The sequence below is a fragment of the Runella zeae DSM 19591 genome (assembly GCF_000423565.1).
Classification (GTDB): domain Bacteria; phylum Bacteroidota; class Bacteroidia; order Cytophagales; family Spirosomataceae; genus Runella; species Runella zeae.
This window is the reverse complement of sequence record NZ_AUIF01000038.1, coordinates 40,036-57,465: the sequence shown is the minus strand read 5'-3', so window position 1 is coordinate 57,465 and position 17,430 is coordinate 40,036. Positions and strand designations below refer to the sequence as shown.

Sequence of the window (17,430 nt, the reverse complement as noted above, 5' to 3'; positions counted from 1 at the left end):
TTTGAATTTTTTTCTTTAAGGTCTCACCCTGACGTAATAGTTTTTTTCGGGTCAATGGTTTGAGGGTTGATTTTGGCTGCATAACGTGTATTTTTCTTCTTCAATGTTAGACAAACAAACCGATAGAGCCATTTCGATGCTATCATAACTCCCGTAAATTGTATTAATAGACCTATTTTGATACCATCCAGTGCATTTTCTTTTGTAAGAAAATTTCCTTCTAAATGAACTGTCACTATCGTTACAATACAGCCTATGCCCACAAAAAGGAAAGAATACTTCATCTTTTTCTGACTCCCATACAATAGACGATAGAAGAAATAAAGAGTCACAAAAAGCCATAAGAAAAAGACTTTCTTCAAAAGCCCTTTCGTTACTTTTTAGTTGTTTAACCGCTTAATAGCTTGATAAAGCCACCCCCACCAACGACTTTCTCCATTTTGATGCTTAAATCTGGTGAGGTGAATCCTTTTTTCTGCTAGTTTTAGGGGAGATTCTGATACACCTAAACCGTCGTCCATGTCATCTTCCAACAAAATCACTTCATCATCACAGCAAAATACCATTTGGGGAGCGGCTTTTTTGATGGCTACTTCTGCCGTAGGTCCTGGATTTTTGACTCAAACTACGGTTTTTACCCAACAACTCGCGGCTAACTTTGGATTTGTAATTTTACTTTCTATTCTTCTTGACTTAGGTGCGCAGCTCAATATCTGGCGCATCATTGCGATTACCGAAAAACGCGCCCAAGACATCGCCAACGACCTGCTTTTTGGACTTGGGTATTTCTTATCGTTTCTAATCGTGATTGGGGGATTTGCCTTCAACATCGGCAACGTGGCAGGTGCAGGACTAGGGATTGAGGTGATGAGTGGACTCGGTGTGAAAACAGGCGCTATATTGAGTGCATTACTGGCCGTATTTATTTTTTTGCTACCTCAAGCCGGCCACATCATGGATAGCGTTGCCAAATGGCTTGGGCTATTGATGCTCGGTATGATTGCCTACGTAGTATTGTCGGCTCATCCTCCGGTAAGTGAAGCAATCACAAGAACGCTTTTGCCCCAACAATTTGACCCTATTGCTACTATCACCCTCGTAGGTGGGACGGTGGGCGGATATATCACTTTTGCCGGAGGGCATCGTTTGCTAGAAGCAGGTGTCAAGGGAGCAAATGCGCTACCTCAAGTCAATCGCAGTGCCACTACGGGTATATTGGTAACTTCTATAATCCGCTATTTTTTATTTTTAGCCACTTTGGGAGTCATTGCGATGGGGTTGAGTTTAAGTAAAGAAAATCCGCCCGCCTCCGTATTTGAACTTGCTGCTGGGCCTATTGGGTATCGTCTTTTTGGGGTACTGATGTGGAGTGCCGCCATTACTTCTGTGATTGGTTCGGCTTATACTTCTGTGTCTTTTTTACGTACGTTTCACCCCATTTTAGAAAAAAATCATCGTTATCTAACGGTCATTTTTATTAGCATCTCCACCATTTTATTTATTTGGATTGGGAAGCCTGTCCAAGTATTGGTATTTGTTGGTACCATCAATGGGTTTATTCTCCCCATAGCCCTAGCAGTGATGCTCGTGGCTGTCCGTCAAAAAAGACTGGTCGGTAATTATCAACACCCCTTTTGGCTCCAAGCAGCGGGCTGGCTAGTGGTTTTTATCATGACAGCTATGGCAATACGCAGTTTAATAGCATAGTTTTTAACAAAAGCGTTTTCTTTATATGACTCATATTGGCCTTTTATCTGATACCCATTATTATTTGGACGAAGCTATTTTTGATTACTTCAAAAACTGCGATGAAATCTGGCATGCTGGTGACGTAGGTAATGTAGAGATTTTAGAAAAACTTGCAAAATTCAAGCCTTTACGAGCGGTTTATGGCAATATCGACGCCAAAGAAGTACGTTGGCAAGCACCTGAACACCAGCGATTTGAGCTTGAAGGTTTTCGTATCTGGATGACTCACATCGGCGGAGCACCTCCCAAATACAATCCGCAAGTAAGACCCGAACTCAAAAGCCAAACTCCTGATATATTTGTATGCGGGCATTCGCACATCTTGCGGGTAATGCGCGACCCACAGCTTCAGAATATGCTCTATCTCAACCCTGGTGCAGCCGGCAAAGAAGGTTTTCATAAAATACGCACAGTGCTGAGATTTAGCCTCGATCAGCGCAAAATCTCCAATCTTGAAGTAATTGAACTAGGGAAAAGAGGGGCTTTGTCGTAATTTGTTTATACTCAATGCTAAAAAATGATTCAAGAAATCAAAAAAGAACTGCTTCGCCTCGAACAACAGCACGACATCAAGATTCTGTACGCAGTAGAAAGTGGAAGCCGTGCTTGGGGATTTGCCTCTATCAATAGTGATTGGGATGTGAGATACATTTACATTCATCGCCTCGAATGGTATCTAAAAATAGACTTACCTAAAGATCATCAAGAAGAAATCTTAGCGAATGACATCGATTTGGCAGGTTGGGAATTAAAAAAAGCATTGCGACTTTTTAGAAAATCCAACCCTCCCCTCATGGAGTGGTTAAGAAGCCCGATTGTTTATGCAGAGCCGTTTTCTACTGCTCAAAAGCTCCGTGATTTGGGCAACGAATACTTCAATCCGCGCTCGTGTTTGCATCACTATTTACACATGGCAGAAGGCAACTACCGTGATTATTTGCAGAAAGAGGTCGTTAAAGTAAAAAAATACTTTTATGTGCTGCGACCTATCTTGGCTTGTGATTGGATTAGGCAACACAACACTATGCCTCCGATTGTGTTTCAGCAGTTACTTGATAGCCAATTAACCGATGCAGGTTTGCAAGCCATAATTCAAGCATTATTAGATAGAAAAACCAAGGGAGAAGAATTTAACGAATCCCCTAAAATCCAAGCACTTAATAACTTTTTAGAAGATAAAATTTCTTTTTATAATCATTACCTCAAAACTTCGACCAACATTCATCCGCCTGAGTACTCTAAACTCGACGCTCTTTTTAAACAAACGTTGGAAGAAGCATGGAACAACTAACGACATAACCACTAATACAAGAAGCCCGCTGAGTGAGCGGGCTTCTTGTATTAGTGAAGGATGATAAACGCCTATTCTTTCTCTCCATTCAAATCATCCGTAATCATCTTTCTAATCATCTGATGAGGACGCAATCCGTTGGAACGGCGGGCGTTTCCGTAGTTGATACTACGGTCAGAAGATGATGAAGCTTTTACGGCCAAATTGTGCGTATTGAGCATGGAGTTTCTGAATTGAGTAAACTCTTCTTCGTTCATCATCTCGCGTGCAATTTCCCCTTTGGCATAACCATCATTGAAAGAAGCAATGCGGCTATCCGTTTGGGCCAAACGCGTATCTTCGATAAGTTGATCTAACTCGTCTCGCTTCTTAGTACGGTCTGCTCTTAACTCATCCAGATTGGGCAAAATGGCTATTTCATTCTCCAAAATATCACGCTGTGTGGTATCTTCGGCCAATTCTTTTTCTATACCTTCTATTTGTTTGACGACTTTTTTGCGACGGCGGCTTAATCGCCACAAACGAGGGTCAATCTGTAGCCAACGATACCAGAAATTTTGCAACACGGGCAAAGCCATTCCCAACGATACAGCCCCCGCTAAGGCAAACAAAATACCGCTCAATACAAACGAAGCTAAAGCCCACGGACTATTGACAAGCCCTAAATTCAACTCATCTGAACGCAATAGTTGCTGTTCGATTTTTTGCAACAAAGCTTGCTGTTCCTGAGGAGAGATAGTGCTTGTAGGGTCGAGAGGAGTAGCCCCAAGTTGTAAGTTTTTGACCGACTTGTTAATGGCTTCTTTGAGTTTATCGGTACGATATGCCTCATAACGAAACCACCCCAAAATCCCCAAAGTCACAATGGCAAAACCGGCCAAACCTACTTTAAACCAAGCATAGCGTGTACGCGATTGCTGGGTATGCTGATCTACGTAAGGCTTTTCGATAAGACGATCGTAGGCAGGTTTTAACAAAATCGAAATCATCGCCAAGCCGACCGCAAAAGCCCAAGCTTCGTTTGAATTGCGGATGTTGAGGGCATAAGCCACGATTTCGTGGGAGATAATGAGGTCACCAAATACAAACGCTAAACCCGCCGCAAAAAAGAACAAACCCGCCAAAAGCGAATATTCAGATTGGGTCTGTTTGCGGCGTGAGCGTAGATTGTCAGTTTCGGCATCGATGGCATCTCGTTGCTGAGTAAGTTCGGTGAGTCTTTTGGTGGTTTTAGCTACTTTTTGTACAAACTCTTGTAATCGGTCAAATGCCGTTTTTCGTTTTACCACCGTCTCATCTATCTCACGCTCAATGCGCTGAATTTCATTGCGACGATCGATAATACGTTGCGATAGCCAATTATAGTGAATTTGGCTTGACAAATAGCTCTCGTAGGGATTTCGGTTTTCCGACCCCTCGATACCACTATGATAGCCATGATCATAGTCTTGTTGGTTGGTATGCTGATTTTCTTCTTGCATGTTTTCAATGACTAAATTATGATATTAAAAAGCATCCTTTATTGTCCTTGATTGAGGGACGAATGTATATCTTTCATTTGACGGTCAGTCAAACGTCCACGAAATTGACGGGCAAGATTAAATTCACTTTCAAACATTTTGATAAGAGCATCTCTGCGTGCATTGACCCGTGCTAGCTCTGCTTCAGCGCGATTGAGGTGAGGTAAAATCTGCCATTTTTGTATTCTTACCTCATCAATTTCGGTAGTAAGGCGCGCTATTTCTGTGTCCCAATTTTCTGTTTTGCTTATTTTTTCTTTTTTCAAGCTAGAACCAGTCAACCAAATCCGTAAATCATTGCGCAGTACGGTCATGTTGCTTAAAAGGAGTTTTCCAGCAAACAAAAACAAGAAAAACACAAAAACAAACAAAGCACTAGCCCGCACTAAGTTTTGGTTTTGGAGTGCCTGTACAAACACAAATAAAGCTGCCGCGAAAGGCATTCCAACTTCCTCAAGCCCCCGACGCCACGAAACTGGGCTGTCAGTATCATGAAAGAACGACACCCTGCCAAACAAATTGAACATTCCGGCCAAAAACACCCCAATCGCAATCCATTGACTATTTGGATACAATGGGCGTAGGGTGTCATCAATCAGGAAATAATTGCCGACACACATTGCGACCGAAAAAATCGTACCAACGACCGTACGAAGCAAATAATGTTCCTCTTCTGGCCTACGATTTTCGAGCTGATACGTTTTTTCTTTTAATTCATTAATGCGATTTTCTTTTTGTTCAATAAACAAATTCAATTCCTGAATCTTTTCGCCATGACGCTCTACTTCTCGTTCTAAACCAGCGGTTTGATGCACAAAATAGCTTTTGATAATGGCAACTTTTTCCTCTGGTTTGGACTCCGACAGTCCAAATATCACCCCTTCATCGCGCAAAAGCGTCTCATCTTCAAGCCATGCGGGCCACTCTACAGGTGTGGCAGGTGGCGTAAAAACCCACGATTTGGTTTCGGCGGGAGTTTCGTCTAAATATTCGCTACGCTCAGGAGGCATAGAAGAAATGGGCGAAGGAGTCACGGTAGAATCCATAGGCGTAGCAACAACCGTAGGAGGGGAAAAAGACGCCACAGGTTTTACCTCCGATGCCCTCACGGGCGACTGAGACGGCTCCAAATCAGAAAATGACACCAATTCGGGGTCAGATTTGAAGTTTTCACGACTGAAATAGTTTTTGATACGATCAATGAGGTTCATAGACTATAAATGAGGGGCTGTTAGGTTATCCGCGAAGACGGTTATTTGTTTTTCGTAAACTGCCATAAGATTGGTTACTAAATGATTGGTGACCCAATTATTTTCTTGCAACAACTTCCAAACAATTGCTACTAAAACTGGAAGTTGGTTAAAATTATTGTACATACGATTGAAAATGGGACGAAAGGTGCAATTTAGGATGTAGAATTAAAAAAAACGATTTATAACTTAAAACTATATCAGAAGTGAGGCGTTTTTTCCACAAACACTACCATTTATCAGTCATCTTTCCGTTTTGATACTGAATGTATCCCATTAAAAAGCAAAAACTCCCCATCAAAATGAGGAGTTTTTTTAAATGATTATAAAATTACGATTGCATTTTAAGCTTTTGTCGCAATCTTGAGTTCGTCCAATTGTTTTTGGTCAATCTGCGATGGAGAATCAATCATTACATCCCGTCCTGAGTTGTTTTTAGGGAAAGCAATAAAATCACGAATCGAATCGGCTCCGCCAAATATTGAACACAAACGGTCGAATCCAAAAGCAATACCTGCGTGCGGCGGTGCACCAAACTCAAAAGCTTCCATCAAGAATCCAAACTGTGCCTTGGCTTCTTCGGGACTAAAGCCCAACAGTTCGAACATTTGCATTTGCAAAGGACGCTGGAATATCCGTACCGACCCCCCTCCTACTTCGGTACCATTGATGACCATATCGTAGGCGTTGGCACGTACTTGACCAGGGTTGGTAGTGAGTAGTTCGATGTCTTCGGGTTTGGGGCTTGTGAAGGGGTGGTGCATCGCAAACCAGCGGTTTTCTTCTTCGCCATATTCTAACAACGGAAAATCCAACACCCACAAGACTTTATACTCATCGGGATTACGAAGTCCCAAACGGCTTCCCATTTCGAGACGAAGTTCGTTGAGTTGTTTACGAGTTTTGTTGGCTTCTCCGGCCAAAATCAACATCAAATCCCCCGGCTGCGCGCCAAAGGCTTCGGCCCATTTTTTCAAATCTTCTTCGCTATAAAATTTATCTACGGACGATTTGATGGTACCATCAGCGTTATAACGAGCATATACCAAACCTTTGGCACCGATTTGAGGGCGTTTTACCCATTCTGTCAGCTCATCTATTTGTTTGCGTGTATATTCGGCACAGCCTTTGGCACAGATACCCACCACTAGTTCGGCAGCATCAAATACCCCAAAGTTTTTACCAGATATGAGGTCAATATCACCTTTCAATTCTACAAACTCCATTCCAAAACGCACATCAGGCTTATCAGAGCCGTATTTTTTCATGGCCGTGGCATAAGTCATGCGCGGAACTTCGGGAAGGTCAACATTTTTGACAGTCTTAAACAAATGACGAATCAACCCTTCAAACATTTGCAGGACGTCTTCTTGGGTGACAAACGACATTTCACAGTCGATCTGGGTAAACTCAGGTTGACGGTCGGCGCGAAGGTCTTCATCACGAAAACACTTTACAATCTGAAAATAACGATCAAAACCCGATACCATCAACAATTGTTTGAAAGTTTGGGGTGACTGCGGCAAGGCATAAAACTCCCCCGGATTCATACGGCTAGGCACCACAAAATCGCGCGCTCCTTCGGGCGTTGACTTAATCAACACGGGAGTTTCGACCTCAATAAAATTTTGGGCATCCATATAAATACGCGTCTGCTGCGCTACACGGTGGCGTAGTTCGAGGTTTTTGCGAACCGTATTCCGACGCAAATCCAAATAACGATATTTCATACGGAGGTCGTCGCCGCCGTCGGTTTCGTCTTCTATCAAGAAAGGAGGAAGCTTGGCGGGGTTCAACACCGTTAAGCCCGTCAATTTGATTTCAATATCTCCCGTTGCGATTTTATCATTTTTGGCAATACGCTCCGCTACCACACCCGTAGCTTGTACCACAAACTCCCTTCCTAAGCTTCTGGCTTGGGCGAGGATATCGGCACTGGTTTTTCCTTCTTCTAGCATCAACTGCGTAATTCCGTAGCGGTCGCGCAAGTCAATCCATATCATCCCTCCTTTGTCACGAATCCGCTGTACCCATCCACTGAGGGTTACTTCTTTGTTAACATCTGAAATTCGGAGTTCTCCGCAAGTGTGCGTTCTGAGCATTTTTAAATCGTTTTTTGGATTCTCGTTAGGTTTTAGTAAATCAAGCATCGCTTCAGGAAAGCCCTCTCTCCCTACGCTCCTTTATTTTATTTTGATTCCTCTTTGAAAAGTGCCGCAAAAGTAAGGAATAAATAGCAGTTAGTCATTCTTTTCGCGGCCTTACTTACAGAAAATTCGCTTTGCATACTATCGTTTTGCCTAGTGCGGTTCGGGATGTTCGATACTCAAAGGAGCAATCTCGGCGCTTTGTCTTAGGTTTTTGGCTTGGAGGGCTTTGGTATAAGCATTATATACAAAGGTCAAAATGCTACCGCTATTGAAAGGAAATCCCAAAGTACCATTCTGATACCTTAAGGCATTGACAAACAATACACAGGTGATATTTTGAGGAAACTTCATCCAAATAGTACGCAATCCTCGCCCATTTTGACCAAGATACTCATACCACCAGCCATCATGATAATAATAAGTACCAGCACTAGAGGTAGCCTTATAGCATCCCAGATTTTTGATCAAAAGAGAATCTGCCAAGGCTGGACTCAAAACTGTATTATCGGCCGATGACAAAGCCGACGCATATACACTTCCTGCTTCAGTGGCGGTCAGATACCATCCATAGCCTCCCATAGTAGCGCTAAAATTACCTGGATTCCAGCCCGATTGAGACGCCGTGATGGGGTAATTGTAGGTGTACGTTATCTCTCCTGTTGGAAAAGGAGAAACGTTTTGAACGTTTATTTTCTCAAACAATTCTTTTTGTAAAAAACTTAGATAAAGTTTCTGGGTTTCGGTATCATCGACGTTGTCATTGCCCGTAAATTGATAACCCATTATGCTCGGAATCAATACTCTAAACAGGCCGAAGTTCGCATTTTGGTAGCAATAGCTACCTCTGCTAGCTCCTTTTCCAATCAATTGTTTAAGACCCGAATAGACATTTTCGCTAAAAGCTCCATTTTGACAATTACTCCCCAAACCCCGTATTCCACTTTGGTGCGTCAACAAATCTCCAAAAGTAATTTGGTCAATTCCCGCCCCTTTGGGCCAATTTGCTGGCAAATAAGGGGTTATTTTGTTTGTAGTACGTAGTCCTTTCTGCTGAGCAGCTTTCAAAAAAGCCATTGCCGTCAAGGTTTTGCTCATACTTGCTATATGGAGTTTGGTATCGACCGTAAATGCTTTTTGCCCACCCGCATCATTGACAGTGGACTTCAAACCCCCGCTACCTTGCGCCATGATTTTAGTACCTTCATATATGGTAAAAGCATAGCCAATTCCGCTGTTTTTGAGGGTATCTTCTAGTTGTTTAGCCATCAAGGCGGGCAGCGTTTGTTTTGGTTCTGTCACAGCGTTTTCTTCTCCACATCCCCAAAAAATCATGGCTGCACACAGCCCGCCGATGATTGATTTGATAGCCCATTGATGTTTCTTCATAATCATATCGTTTATTTTAAATGTTTTCATCACTGTACTACTCCACTTTTCTTTGTCAAATCATCAAAAAGGCTCTTTGTTGGAAAGCCTCTCCCACAAAATTTTCACCTCTTCTACCAATTCATCAATAGGCCGCAGTGCATCTAACCAATGAATCGCTAATCCGTCACGTTCCATTTTTCTAAAAAAAGTCATTTGACGCTTTGCAAACTGATGAATAGCCACATTGAGTCGCTCAACCATCGTGCCATAGTCGAGATTACCGAGGAGGTGTTCGGTGATAAATTTGTATTCTAATCCATAGTAAATCAATTTTTCGGCCGGAATGCCTTTATTGAGCAACCCTGCTACCTCTTCTACCATCCCTTCTTCCAAACGTTGGTGCAAACGCTGCGTGATTCTCTCCCGACGTTGTTCTACCGGAATATCTAGCCCTATGATTTGGTAGTTCCATTGTTTTGGGGGCGAGGCAGGCAAAGGATTTGCCTGTAAAAAAGTGGCAATTTCAATTGCACGAATCAAGCGCTTACGCGTGGATGTATCGGCAAAAGGCGCATAAGCCGAAGGCAAAGACGCAAATCTATGTTGCAATTCGTCGTCAGTCAGGGCAAAGAGTTGTTGTCTCAAATGCTCGTCAATAGGTACACTTGTAAATTGATGTTGGTTCAATACCGCATCGATGTACAGGCCCGTTCCGCCACACAAAATAGGAACCTTATGCCGCGCCAGAATGTCGGTAATCGCAGCCTCACAGTCTTGTTGGAAACGATGTACATGATAGGCGTCGCCGGCCTCTACAATATCAATGAGATGATACCGAATCGGCTGCCCTTGTACTTCATACTCAGCCAAGTCTTTGCCGGTACCGATGTTCATATCACGATATACTTGCCTCGAATCAGCACTGATGATTTCGCCGCCCAAAGCATAAGCCACGTGCGTCGCCAAGCGAGTTTTGCCGCAAGCCGTCGGGCCAAGTATCACTAGCAAGTTATTTTCTGTTTTTTTTGACATCCAACAAATACTTCAAATTCCCTGAGTTATATACCTTTATATCATTCTCTTTCTTATCATAATGCCGCTCGAAAGTGAGTGAATCAACCCAAAAGTCTTGGGGAGGCGTAGCATTTTGAAACAAAAACCCAAGACGTTCATAGCTTTCTCCGTTTGACCAATCGCGGTCGGCATACGTCATAATATCGTCAGGATTCATTTCTTTGATAAAAGCTTTCAGCAATTTGTCCACTCCACCCACAACGGTATAATTGAGCAAATTGACAAATCGTATCAATTCAAAAGAACGATAAACTTCATGGTTTCTGGTGATTTTTTTTGCCCCGCTAAACGACGCCACCGCCACCAATAGCTCTTCATCTGTACGAATCTTATCTTGGGCGGCTAGTACTCTATAGTAACGATTCGGTAAAAACAACCCATATTTGAATTTCCCAAAAGTAGGTACTTGTAAGTGATTTGCTTCTAAAAAAGCCGTAAGTGTCGGTTGGTCAATACGCCGAACTTGGGTCAAGCGTGCAGGAATGCGGTGCGTTTTCCCGAGTAAGGCACGCAAACGAGATTTGACAATATCGGTTTTGGTACGCCACACATCTTCCCACACAAAAACGTGCTTCATACCTGAGGGATTGGTTAATATTTCTGTTTGAAAAGGCAAAAAGATATTTTCCAACCAATCAGAAGAAAGCCCGCTTAAAGATACGCTATGGATGAGAAGCGAATGAGAAGCCAACTTCCAAGTCTTTATCATAAGCAGCGAAGCAATCTCTGTAAATCCTTCATTTAGCTCCCATAAAAAATGCTCTAAGTCGCGCTCCCAATCTATCATTGATGTATATTATTAGAAAATATTCTTAAGAACTAGTCTCCCGCACCAAAACAATTAAACCATTTATTATCAACGCATTAAACACAATGCAAGTTTATTAAAATCTCTTCCCTCCTTACCACAAAATCATTTTAACCCAAATCTTCTGTACGATATTTAATAATTTAGGTTAGAAAAAATGATTTTCAACTTTTTATAATAAGTTTAAAAAACTCTCCATTTTTTTACCAAAAATAGTGATGAATCCTGACAAATGGCTCGACAACAAAACAATTGTAATCATGGGTGGAACCACGGGGTTGGGATTGTCGGCGGCCAAAGCTTTTGTAGCGCAAGGCGCTAAAGTAGTGGCAGTAGGTCGAAATGCCGAAAGCTGTCTACAAGCGCAAAGCTCATTGGGCAATGCCGCATACGTATTGGAAGGAGACGCCACCGAAAGCCACACAGCCGACAAAGCCATCCAAATAGCCCTCGAAAAATTTGGGAGCTTTGAGGGGCTTTATCACGTAGCGGGTGGAAGTGGTCGTAAATACGGCGACGGGCCCTTGCACGAATTGAGTTTAGAAGGCTGGAACAAAACTTTTGAGCTTAATCTTAGCTCGCTGATGCTCTCCAATCAAGCAGCAGTCAAGCAGTTTTTAGCCCAAAATACGTCGGGGACGATTCTCAACATGAGCTCGGTTTTGGGATATTCGCCTTCGCCTCGCTATTTTGTGACGCACGCCTACGCCGCCGCCAAATCAGCCATAGTAGGATTTAGCAAATCAATTGCGGCCTATTATGCTTCTCACAATATCCGCATCAACGTGCTTGCTCCCGCTCTCGTCGAAACTCCGATGAGTCAGCGGGCCTCCCAAGACGAAGTCATCATGAAATTTGTAAAAACCAAACAACCGCTCGACGGCGGACGCAACGGACAAGCAAGTGATTTGGACGGCGCAGCAGTGTATTTTATGTCAGATTATTCCAAATTTACCACTGGGCAAGTGCTTTCGATAGATGGTGGTTGGGAGCTTTCAGAAGGTCAGTATGAAATTTAAATTAACCTGTGCTTTAGCACTTAAATGTAAAGTGTCAAACCTATGAAAATCGCAATGGGCATCGACCTAGGAGGAACCAACGTAAAGGGCATCTTGGTCAATGACGAAGGAGAAATCTTAAAACAACACTACATCGCGACACAAGATGACTCCGAAGGCAAATGGCGCGCCAATGTGCTCGAAATGGTCAATTATTTGAGAAACTACTGGCAGCAACCTATCCATGGTATCGGTCTTTCATCGCCTGGTCTTCCCGACGCTCACAATAGATGTATTTCATTTTTACCCAATCGCCTTGCTGGCCTTGAAAATTTTGATTGGGGCGAATATTTTCAGCAAACCACCCACGTTATCAACGATGCTCACTCGGCGCTTATGGCCGAAGCTACTTTTGGCGTCGCCAAAGGCTACCGTCATGTGGTGCTACTTACATTGGGGACAGGCGTCGGTGGTGGGTTATTGATAAACGGTCAACTCTACCAAGGACTTAGCCAAATGGCAGGGCATTTGGGTCATCTATCGCTCCATGCCACCGACGATGAAGTCAGTATTGTGGGCACACCGGGTAGTCTGGAATATGCAATTGGGAACTACTCGGTAGCCAAACGCTCCAAAAATCGTTTTCGATCTACTTGGGAATTGGTAGAAGCCTATCGCCAAGGAGACGCTTGGGCTACGCTAGTATGGCTCACTTCTATCCAAAAACTTGCGGTAGCGCTTTCATCGATCACCAATGCTCTTTCGCCTGAGTTAATTGTATTGGCGGGTGGTATTACCTTGGCCGACGATGCTCTTTTTGGCCCTTTAAAACAATATCTGAACCTTTATGAGTGGCGTCCTGGCGGTAAGCAAACGCCTATCGTTCAAGCTCATTTTGGTGACATGGCTGGGGCAATTGGCGCGGCAGGTTTTGCTCTTACTCGTACGTTATAAATCCTCTTTATTTAATCAAAATAGCTTTCAAAACTACCTATTTCATCACCTCTATTCGTTATTATGAGTGTTATTCAGGAGTATCTCGAAAAATGTAAGTCCATCTTAGAAACCGTCCAAGCCCAAGAATCACAGATAGCCATCGCCGCTAGTTGGTTTGCTCAAAGTATTTTGGCCGGACGCATGGTGCACGTGTTTGGAAGCGGTCATAGCCGTATTATGGTCGAAGAAATGTGGCCTCGATACGGGTCTTTTGCGGGTTTCAATCCTATTGTGGAGCTTTCGTTGACTTTTCATAACCTTGTCGTAGGAGCCAACGGTCAGCGGCAAGCGATGTTTTTGGAAAATGTACCCGGTTTTGCCGATAGAATTTTACGAAACTTCGATCTTTCGGCGCAAGACACCGCCTTGGTAATTTCGTCTTCGGGTACCAACATTGTTCCCGTAGAAATGGCCGAAATTTTTCAGAAAAAAGGCATCAAAGTAGTAGCACTCGTTACCAGTTTGCACTCAGAAGCAAGTACCTCAAAACGAGCCGATGGCAAAAAATTGACCGATTTTGCTGATCTCATTTTGGATACAGGGGCGCCTGTGGGCGATGCAATGGTACACATTCCGGCGCTTGATACACCCGTAGCACCGGGTTCGACGGTAGGCGGTGCTACCGTCATCAATTGCCTTAAAGCCGAAACCGCTCGCTTGCTTACCGAAGCAGGACAGCCACCGAAGGTATTGAGTGCTACCGCCGTGGTAGGTCCCCAACGTGCCGTAGAGCTATTTGAGGGTGCCTACGACGAACACGCTCATCGTATCGCCAAAATGTACCAAAAAGTGGGAATTCCGAGCTATGTAAGTGACTACGCAGAATAGACTTTCTAAGTTTATGAATACAAACAACTCATAGTCAACTCATCAAAAACTTAGAAAGTCTTAAAAGCTATATAAGTGACTACACAAAAGAGACTTTCTAAGTTTATGGATACAAACAACTCATAGTCAGCTCATTAAAAACTTAGAAAGTCTGTATAACTGATTCTTTAAAACAACCCCATATGGATTTACAAATTCGTTTGGCCAATCACTCCGACAGTGATTTTCTTTGGGAAATCATTCAACCCGTCATCCACTCTGGCGACACTTACGTATTTGCGCCTGATTCCTCACAACAGCAGATGCTGAACATCTGGCTTGCGCCCGAAAAATATACCTATATAGCTGAAATAGAAGGAAAAATGGTGGGTACATTTTTCTTAAAAGCCAATCAGCCCGACTTGGGCAATCATGTTGTCAATGCAGGTTATATGGTACATCCAGCGTATCGGGGAAAAGGCATTGCCGAAAAACTGTGTCGATTTTCAATGGAAGAAGCCCAAAGACTTGGTTTCAAAGCGATGCAGTTTAATTGTGTCGTTTCGACCAACGAAGTTGCCGTCCGACTTTGGCAAAAATGCGGTTTCCAAATCGTCGGTGCGCTACCCAAAGCCTTCCGTCATCAGCAGCTAGGGCTGGTAGACGCTTATGTGATGTATCAATGGCTCGGCTAATTTTCTCCTCACAATATACCTATTCATCAATGAAATTTAATTTATTTTTCTTCATCAACCTTGTTTTCGCAACCACTCTTTTCGGCCAAAATATAGACTTCGAAAAGCACTTCAAAGCCTGTAATCAAACTGGGAGCTTTGTGCTTTATGATTACCAAAAAAAGAGTTATGTCTATCATAACAAAGCCGATTTTATGCACCAAACCACCCCTGCTAGTACTTTCAAAATCCCCAATTCTTTGATAGCATTGGAACTAGGTGTGGTAAAAGATGAAAATGAAGTCCTCAAATGGGACGGCAAAAAAAGAAGCATTGACAATTGGAATGCCAACCACGACCTAAAAACTGCTTTTAAAAACTCAACGGTGTGGTTTTATCAAGAAATGGCACGTCGTATTGGAAAAGACAACTATAAAAAATACCTCTCCCAAATCAACTACGGCAACCAAGACATAAGCGCCCGTGTAGATGATTTTTGGCTAGGTCAAAGCATCAAAATAAGCCCTAAACAACAAATCGAACTGCTGGTAAAACTCTACGAAAACAAACTCCCTTTTTCACCCAGCACCCTTCAAAAAGTGAAAGAAATCATGGTTCGTGAAAAAGGAGAAAACTACGTAATCAGGGCTAAAACGGGTTGGGCCAACGAAATCAACCCTCAATGGAACACTGATTTGCGCCATGTAGGCTGGTACGTAGGATACGTAGAAAAAGGCAAAAATGTGTATTTTTTTGCAACGAGGCTCTACAGCGAAGATTCTAACAACAACAAAACTTTTGGACCTTGCCGTATTCAAATCACCCATGATATTTTGAAAGCAATGGGTATTATTTAAAAAAAATCAGAAACCTTCCAAAACACTACTTTGCTATGCAACCTGTCCCTATTAAAACCACCGTTGTGGGTTCGATGCCTTTTCCGGGATGGCTCGAATTTGCGAGCATGAATCTCGACCAATTTGGCCCTGCCGATATTTCCGAAATGATTGATGACGCCGTCGTCGCTGCCATCCACGACCAAGTGAGTGCAGGGCTAGATGTCATCACCGACGGCGAACAAACCCGCCTTGATTTCAATTTATCTTTTTATGGGTTTATCAAAGGGATTGTCAATGATGGTACCGAAACCCGCAAATACGGCCCACCCGCCCACGACCAACGCGGCAAAAACAGCATTGTAGAACCTCTCACCGCCCCCAAAGGGCTGGGTGTGGTCGAAGAATACAAACGTCTGAAACGGCTTGCTCCCGCTGGTCAAATGATTAAAATGTCGATTCCGGGGCCTTATACGCTCTCAGGACGGCTCAATCCTGGCGGGCATTACAAAGACCGTTGGGAAGTAACCGAAGCACTACTTCCCCTTGTTCGGAAAGAAATCGAAGATTTGGTCGCTCTTGGTGTACCTGAGATTTGTGTGGATGAGCCTTCGATGAGTTGCTATGCCTATCGGGAAGATACCAAACGTTTTGTGGATATATTCAATCGCACCGTAGCGCCGGGTGTGGGCAAAACGCGCCTGTCGATGCACCTTTGCTTTGGCAACTACAAAGGTCGGTCGGTAGGCAAAAAGACCATTGCCCCTATGCTTCCTGATTTTTTGGACATGACAGTCGACGAAATTCATTCTGAAATGACCGTCCTCAATTTTACGGATGTGCATTTGTTGGAGCGTTTTGCCGAAAAAGTGGACGTAGCTGTGGGAGTGATTGATGTCAAGAGTTATTATATCGAAACTCCCGAAGATGTAGCCGAGCGCATTCGCAAAATTTTGCCTTATGTACCCGCCGAAAAACTGGCCGTTGCGCCCGACTGTGGTATGAGCCAAACGGCTCGCTGGGCCACCAAACAAAAACTCAAAGCCATGTGCGAGGGAGCTAAGTTGGTGAGAAAGGAATTGTAGAAAATTAGGACATATACCACTTGATAACTTTTTTATCCCTAATTGTTCCCTCATGAAACAGTTCATCACCCCTTTAGCATTGTGTTTAAGTTTTGGACATTACCCATACTCATCTCAATCAGAGCAAATTAGAATGCATAACAAATCTGAGAATAGTATCCTCAACAAAACACAAGACCGCGATTCTTCTTCTTACAACTTATTAAATTTTCGCATTGCCCGACCCAAAGATTTTCCTACGCCGACAGCAGAGGAACACAAAAACGAAACCATTCAAATATTAATGGCTCCTGAATTTGTTAAAATTAGAAACGAGGCAGGTGAAAAAAAATGGCAAGAATTAGACAAGGAAATTAGAGAATTATTGACCCAATATGAAAATAGCAAATATAGTTGGGCTATCATTCAAAGAGCGAGTCATTTTATGCTTTGCGAAGAAGAGCTTCTTAAAATCAATTCTCAGGAAGCTCAAGAAAGTATCAGCTACTACACTACTCAACTCCTCAAAACAGAAAACTGTGATATTGGAATTTATTATCATTGTTTAGCCCGCTTACAGGGATATTGGAGCGTCGACAAATTGGCTGACGCAGGCATGCTTATTCTCCAAAAAGCAGAAGCTCGTTATCTGAAGGATAAAGAAACTATTGAGCAAGAAAATTTACAAATTATCAAAGATAACACCCCCCACAAAGCCAAACTTCTTGAATTAAATGAACGCTTCTGGAAAGGTTTGAGCGCCGAATATGAGCTTTATCATCCTAAATTACGCCGTTTATGCAATGAGTTAAACCGCCAACGCTCTTAATTTCTATATCAAGGTC

General features: G+C 43.1%; 17 protein-coding genes. 10 read left to right on the top strand and 7 right to left on the bottom strand.

Annotation, left to right across the window (positions count from 1 at the left end):
- Positions 1–23: 23 nt before the first annotated feature.
- Positions 24–284: a hypothetical protein gene (locus tag G563_RS38020; RefSeq protein ID WP_157585277.1), complete on the bottom strand. Its 261-nt coding sequence runs from the start codon at positions 282–284 to the stop codon at positions 24–26.
- Positions 285–519: 235 nt separating this feature from the next.
- Here G563_RS38020 and G563_RS0111860 point away from each other — a divergent pair, with 235 nt between their 5' ends.
- The 3 genes from G563_RS0111860 to G563_RS0111850 are packed head-to-tail and all read left to right on the top strand — an operon-like array spanning position 520 to position 3,040.
- Positions 520–1,707 carry an NRAMP family divalent metal transporter gene (locus tag G563_RS0111860; protein WP_037326620.1) on the top strand — a complete coding sequence of 396 codons (1,188 nt, stop codon included), beginning with the start codon at positions 520–522 and terminating at the stop codon, positions 1,705–1,707.
- Positions 1,708–1,732: 25 nt separating this feature from the next.
- Positions 1,733–2,242, top strand: coding sequence for a metallophosphoesterase family protein (locus G563_RS0111855; protein ID WP_028665500.1), 510 nt, complete (start codon positions 1,733–1,735; stop codon positions 2,240–2,242).
- A 24-nt stretch (positions 2,243–2,266) separates the two neighbouring features.
- The gene (locus tag G563_RS0111850; protein ID WP_028665499.1) at positions 2,267–3,040 is read left to right on the top strand and encodes a nucleotidyltransferase domain-containing protein; all 774 of its coding nucleotides are present in this window, start codon (positions 2,267–2,269) and stop codon (positions 3,038–3,040) included.
- A gap of 71 nt (positions 3,041–3,111) precedes the next feature.
- Here G563_RS0111850 and G563_RS0111845 read toward each other — a convergent pair whose 3' ends face one another.
- The 6 genes from G563_RS0111845 to G563_RS34505 form a co-directional block, all read right to left on the bottom strand.
- On the bottom strand, positions 3,112–4,521 hold the full coding sequence (locus tag G563_RS0111845; RefSeq protein ID WP_028665498.1) for an AAA family ATPase: 1,410 nt from the start codon (positions 4,519–4,521) through the stop codon (positions 3,112–3,114).
- Between the two features lie 38 nt (positions 4,522–4,559).
- Positions 4,560–5,771 (bottom strand): hypothetical protein, encoded by a 1,212-nt coding sequence (locus G563_RS0111840; protein WP_028665497.1) that lies wholly within the window; start codon positions 5,769–5,771, stop codon positions 4,560–4,562.
- Positions 5,772–6,154: 383 nt separating this feature from the next.
- Positions 6,155–7,912, bottom strand: a complete 1,758-nt coding sequence (gene aspS / locus G563_RS0111830; RefSeq protein WP_028665496.1) for an aspartate--tRNA ligase — start codon at positions 7,910–7,912, stop codon at positions 6,155–6,157.
- A gap of 198 nt (positions 7,913–8,110) precedes the next feature.
- Positions 8,111–9,346 carry a serine hydrolase domain-containing protein gene (locus G563_RS34515; RefSeq protein ID WP_229598492.1) on the bottom strand — a complete coding sequence of 412 codons (1,236 nt, stop codon included), beginning with the start codon at positions 9,344–9,346 and terminating at the stop codon, positions 8,111–8,113.
- Positions 9,347–9,409: 63 nt separating this feature from the next.
- Entirely contained in the window at positions 9,410–10,330 is a 921-nt protein-coding gene (gene miaA, locus G563_RS34510) for a tRNA (adenosine(37)-N6)-dimethylallyltransferase MiaA (protein ID WP_310586559.1), read from the bottom strand.
- 7 nt (positions 10,331–10,337) lie between these two features.
- Entirely contained in the window at positions 10,338–11,189 is an 852-nt protein-coding gene (locus G563_RS34505) for a hypothetical protein (protein WP_051210930.1), read from the bottom strand.
- A 239-nt stretch (positions 11,190–11,428) separates the two neighbouring features.
- Between G563_RS34505 and G563_RS0111810 the strand changes: the two genes are divergently transcribed.
- From G563_RS0111810 to G563_RS0111780, 7 genes are all read left to right on the top strand, one after another.
- Entirely contained in the window at positions 11,429–12,229 is an 801-nt protein-coding gene (locus tag G563_RS0111810; RefSeq protein ID WP_037326618.1) for an SDR family NAD(P)-dependent oxidoreductase, read from the top strand.
- A 42-nt stretch (positions 12,230–12,271) separates the two neighbouring features.
- A complete protein-coding gene (locus G563_RS0111805; RefSeq protein ID WP_028665494.1) occupies positions 12,272–13,162 on the top strand; it encodes an ROK family protein in 891 nt (296 codons plus the stop codon).
- A 63-nt stretch (positions 13,163–13,225) separates the two neighbouring features.
- Positions 13,226–14,032, top strand: a complete 807-nt coding sequence (locus G563_RS0111800; protein ID WP_028665493.1) for a sugar isomerase domain-containing protein — start codon at positions 13,226–13,228, stop codon at positions 14,030–14,032.
- 182 nt (positions 14,033–14,214) lie between these two features.
- The gene (locus G563_RS0111795; protein WP_028665492.1) at positions 14,215–14,706 is read left to right on the top strand and encodes a GNAT family N-acetyltransferase; all 492 of its coding nucleotides are present in this window, start codon (positions 14,215–14,217) and stop codon (positions 14,704–14,706) included.
- 29 nt (positions 14,707–14,735) lie between these two features.
- Positions 14,736–15,542 (top strand): class D beta-lactamase, encoded by an 807-nt coding sequence (blaOXA, locus tag G563_RS0111790; RefSeq protein WP_037326613.1) that lies wholly within the window; start codon positions 14,736–14,738, stop codon positions 15,540–15,542.
- Between the two features lie 35 nt (positions 15,543–15,577).
- The gene (locus G563_RS0111785; RefSeq protein ID WP_028665490.1) at positions 15,578–16,606 is read left to right on the top strand and encodes a methionine synthase; all 1,029 of its coding nucleotides are present in this window, start codon (positions 15,578–15,580) and stop codon (positions 16,604–16,606) included.
- A 52-nt stretch (positions 16,607–16,658) separates the two neighbouring features.
- On the top strand, positions 16,659–17,414 hold the full coding sequence (locus G563_RS0111780; protein ID WP_028665489.1) for a hypothetical protein: 756 nt from the start codon (positions 16,659–16,661) through the stop codon (positions 17,412–17,414).
- Positions 17,415–17,430 lie beyond the last annotated feature (16 nt).

Bases quoted from the DNA above. Each gene is read 5' to 3' on its own strand.
- G563_RS0111780 (WP_028665489.1), top strand. From the start codon at position 16,659: ATGAAACAGTTCATCACCCCTTTAGCATTGTGTTTAAGTTTTGGACAT.
- aspS (WP_028665496.1), bottom strand. From the start codon at position 7,912: ATGCTCAGAACGCACACTTGCGGAGAACTCCGAATTTCAGATGTTAAC.
- G563_RS34505 (WP_051210930.1), bottom strand. From the start codon at position 11,189: ATGATAGATTGGGAGCGCGACTTAGAGCATTTTTTATGGGAGCTAAAT.
- G563_RS0111795 (WP_028665492.1), top strand. From the start codon at position 14,215: ATGGATTTACAAATTCGTTTGGCCAATCACTCCGACAGTGATTTTCTT.
- G563_RS0111855 (WP_028665500.1), top strand. From the start codon at position 1,733: ATGACTCATATTGGCCTTTTATCTGATACCCATTATTATTTGGACGAA.
- G563_RS0111850 (WP_028665499.1), top strand. From the start codon at position 2,267: ATGATTCAAGAAATCAAAAAAGAACTGCTTCGCCTCGAACAACAGCAC.
- G563_RS0111785 (WP_028665490.1), top strand. From the start codon at position 15,578: ATGCAACCTGTCCCTATTAAAACCACCGTTGTGGGTTCGATGCCTTTT.
- blaOXA (WP_037326613.1), top strand. From the start codon at position 14,736: ATGAAATTTAATTTATTTTTCTTCATCAACCTTGTTTTCGCAACCACT.
- G563_RS0111805 (WP_028665494.1), top strand. From the start codon at position 12,272: ATGAAAATCGCAATGGGCATCGACCTAGGAGGAACCAACGTAAAGGGC.
- G563_RS38020 (WP_157585277.1), bottom strand. From the start codon at position 284: ATGAAGTATTCTTTCCTTTTTGTGGGCATAGGCTGTATTGTAACGATA.
- G563_RS34515 (WP_229598492.1), bottom strand. From the start codon at position 9,346: ATGAAGAAACATCAATGGGCTATCAAATCAATCATCGGCGGGCTGTGT.
- G563_RS0111800 (WP_028665493.1), top strand. From the start codon at position 13,226: ATGAGTGTTATTCAGGAGTATCTCGAAAAATGTAAGTCCATCTTAGAA.
- G563_RS0111845 (WP_028665498.1), bottom strand. From the start codon at position 4,521: ATGCAAGAAGAAAATCAGCATACCAACCAACAAGACTATGATCATGGC.
- G563_RS0111840 (WP_028665497.1), bottom strand. From the start codon at position 5,771: ATGAACCTCATTGATCGTATCAAAAACTATTTCAGTCGTGAAAACTTC.
- G563_RS0111810 (WP_037326618.1), top strand. From the start codon at position 11,429: ATGAATCCTGACAAATGGCTCGACAACAAAACAATTGTAATCATGGGT.
- G563_RS0111860 (WP_037326620.1), top strand. From the start codon at position 520: ATGTCATCTTCCAACAAAATCACTTCATCATCACAGCAAAATACCATT.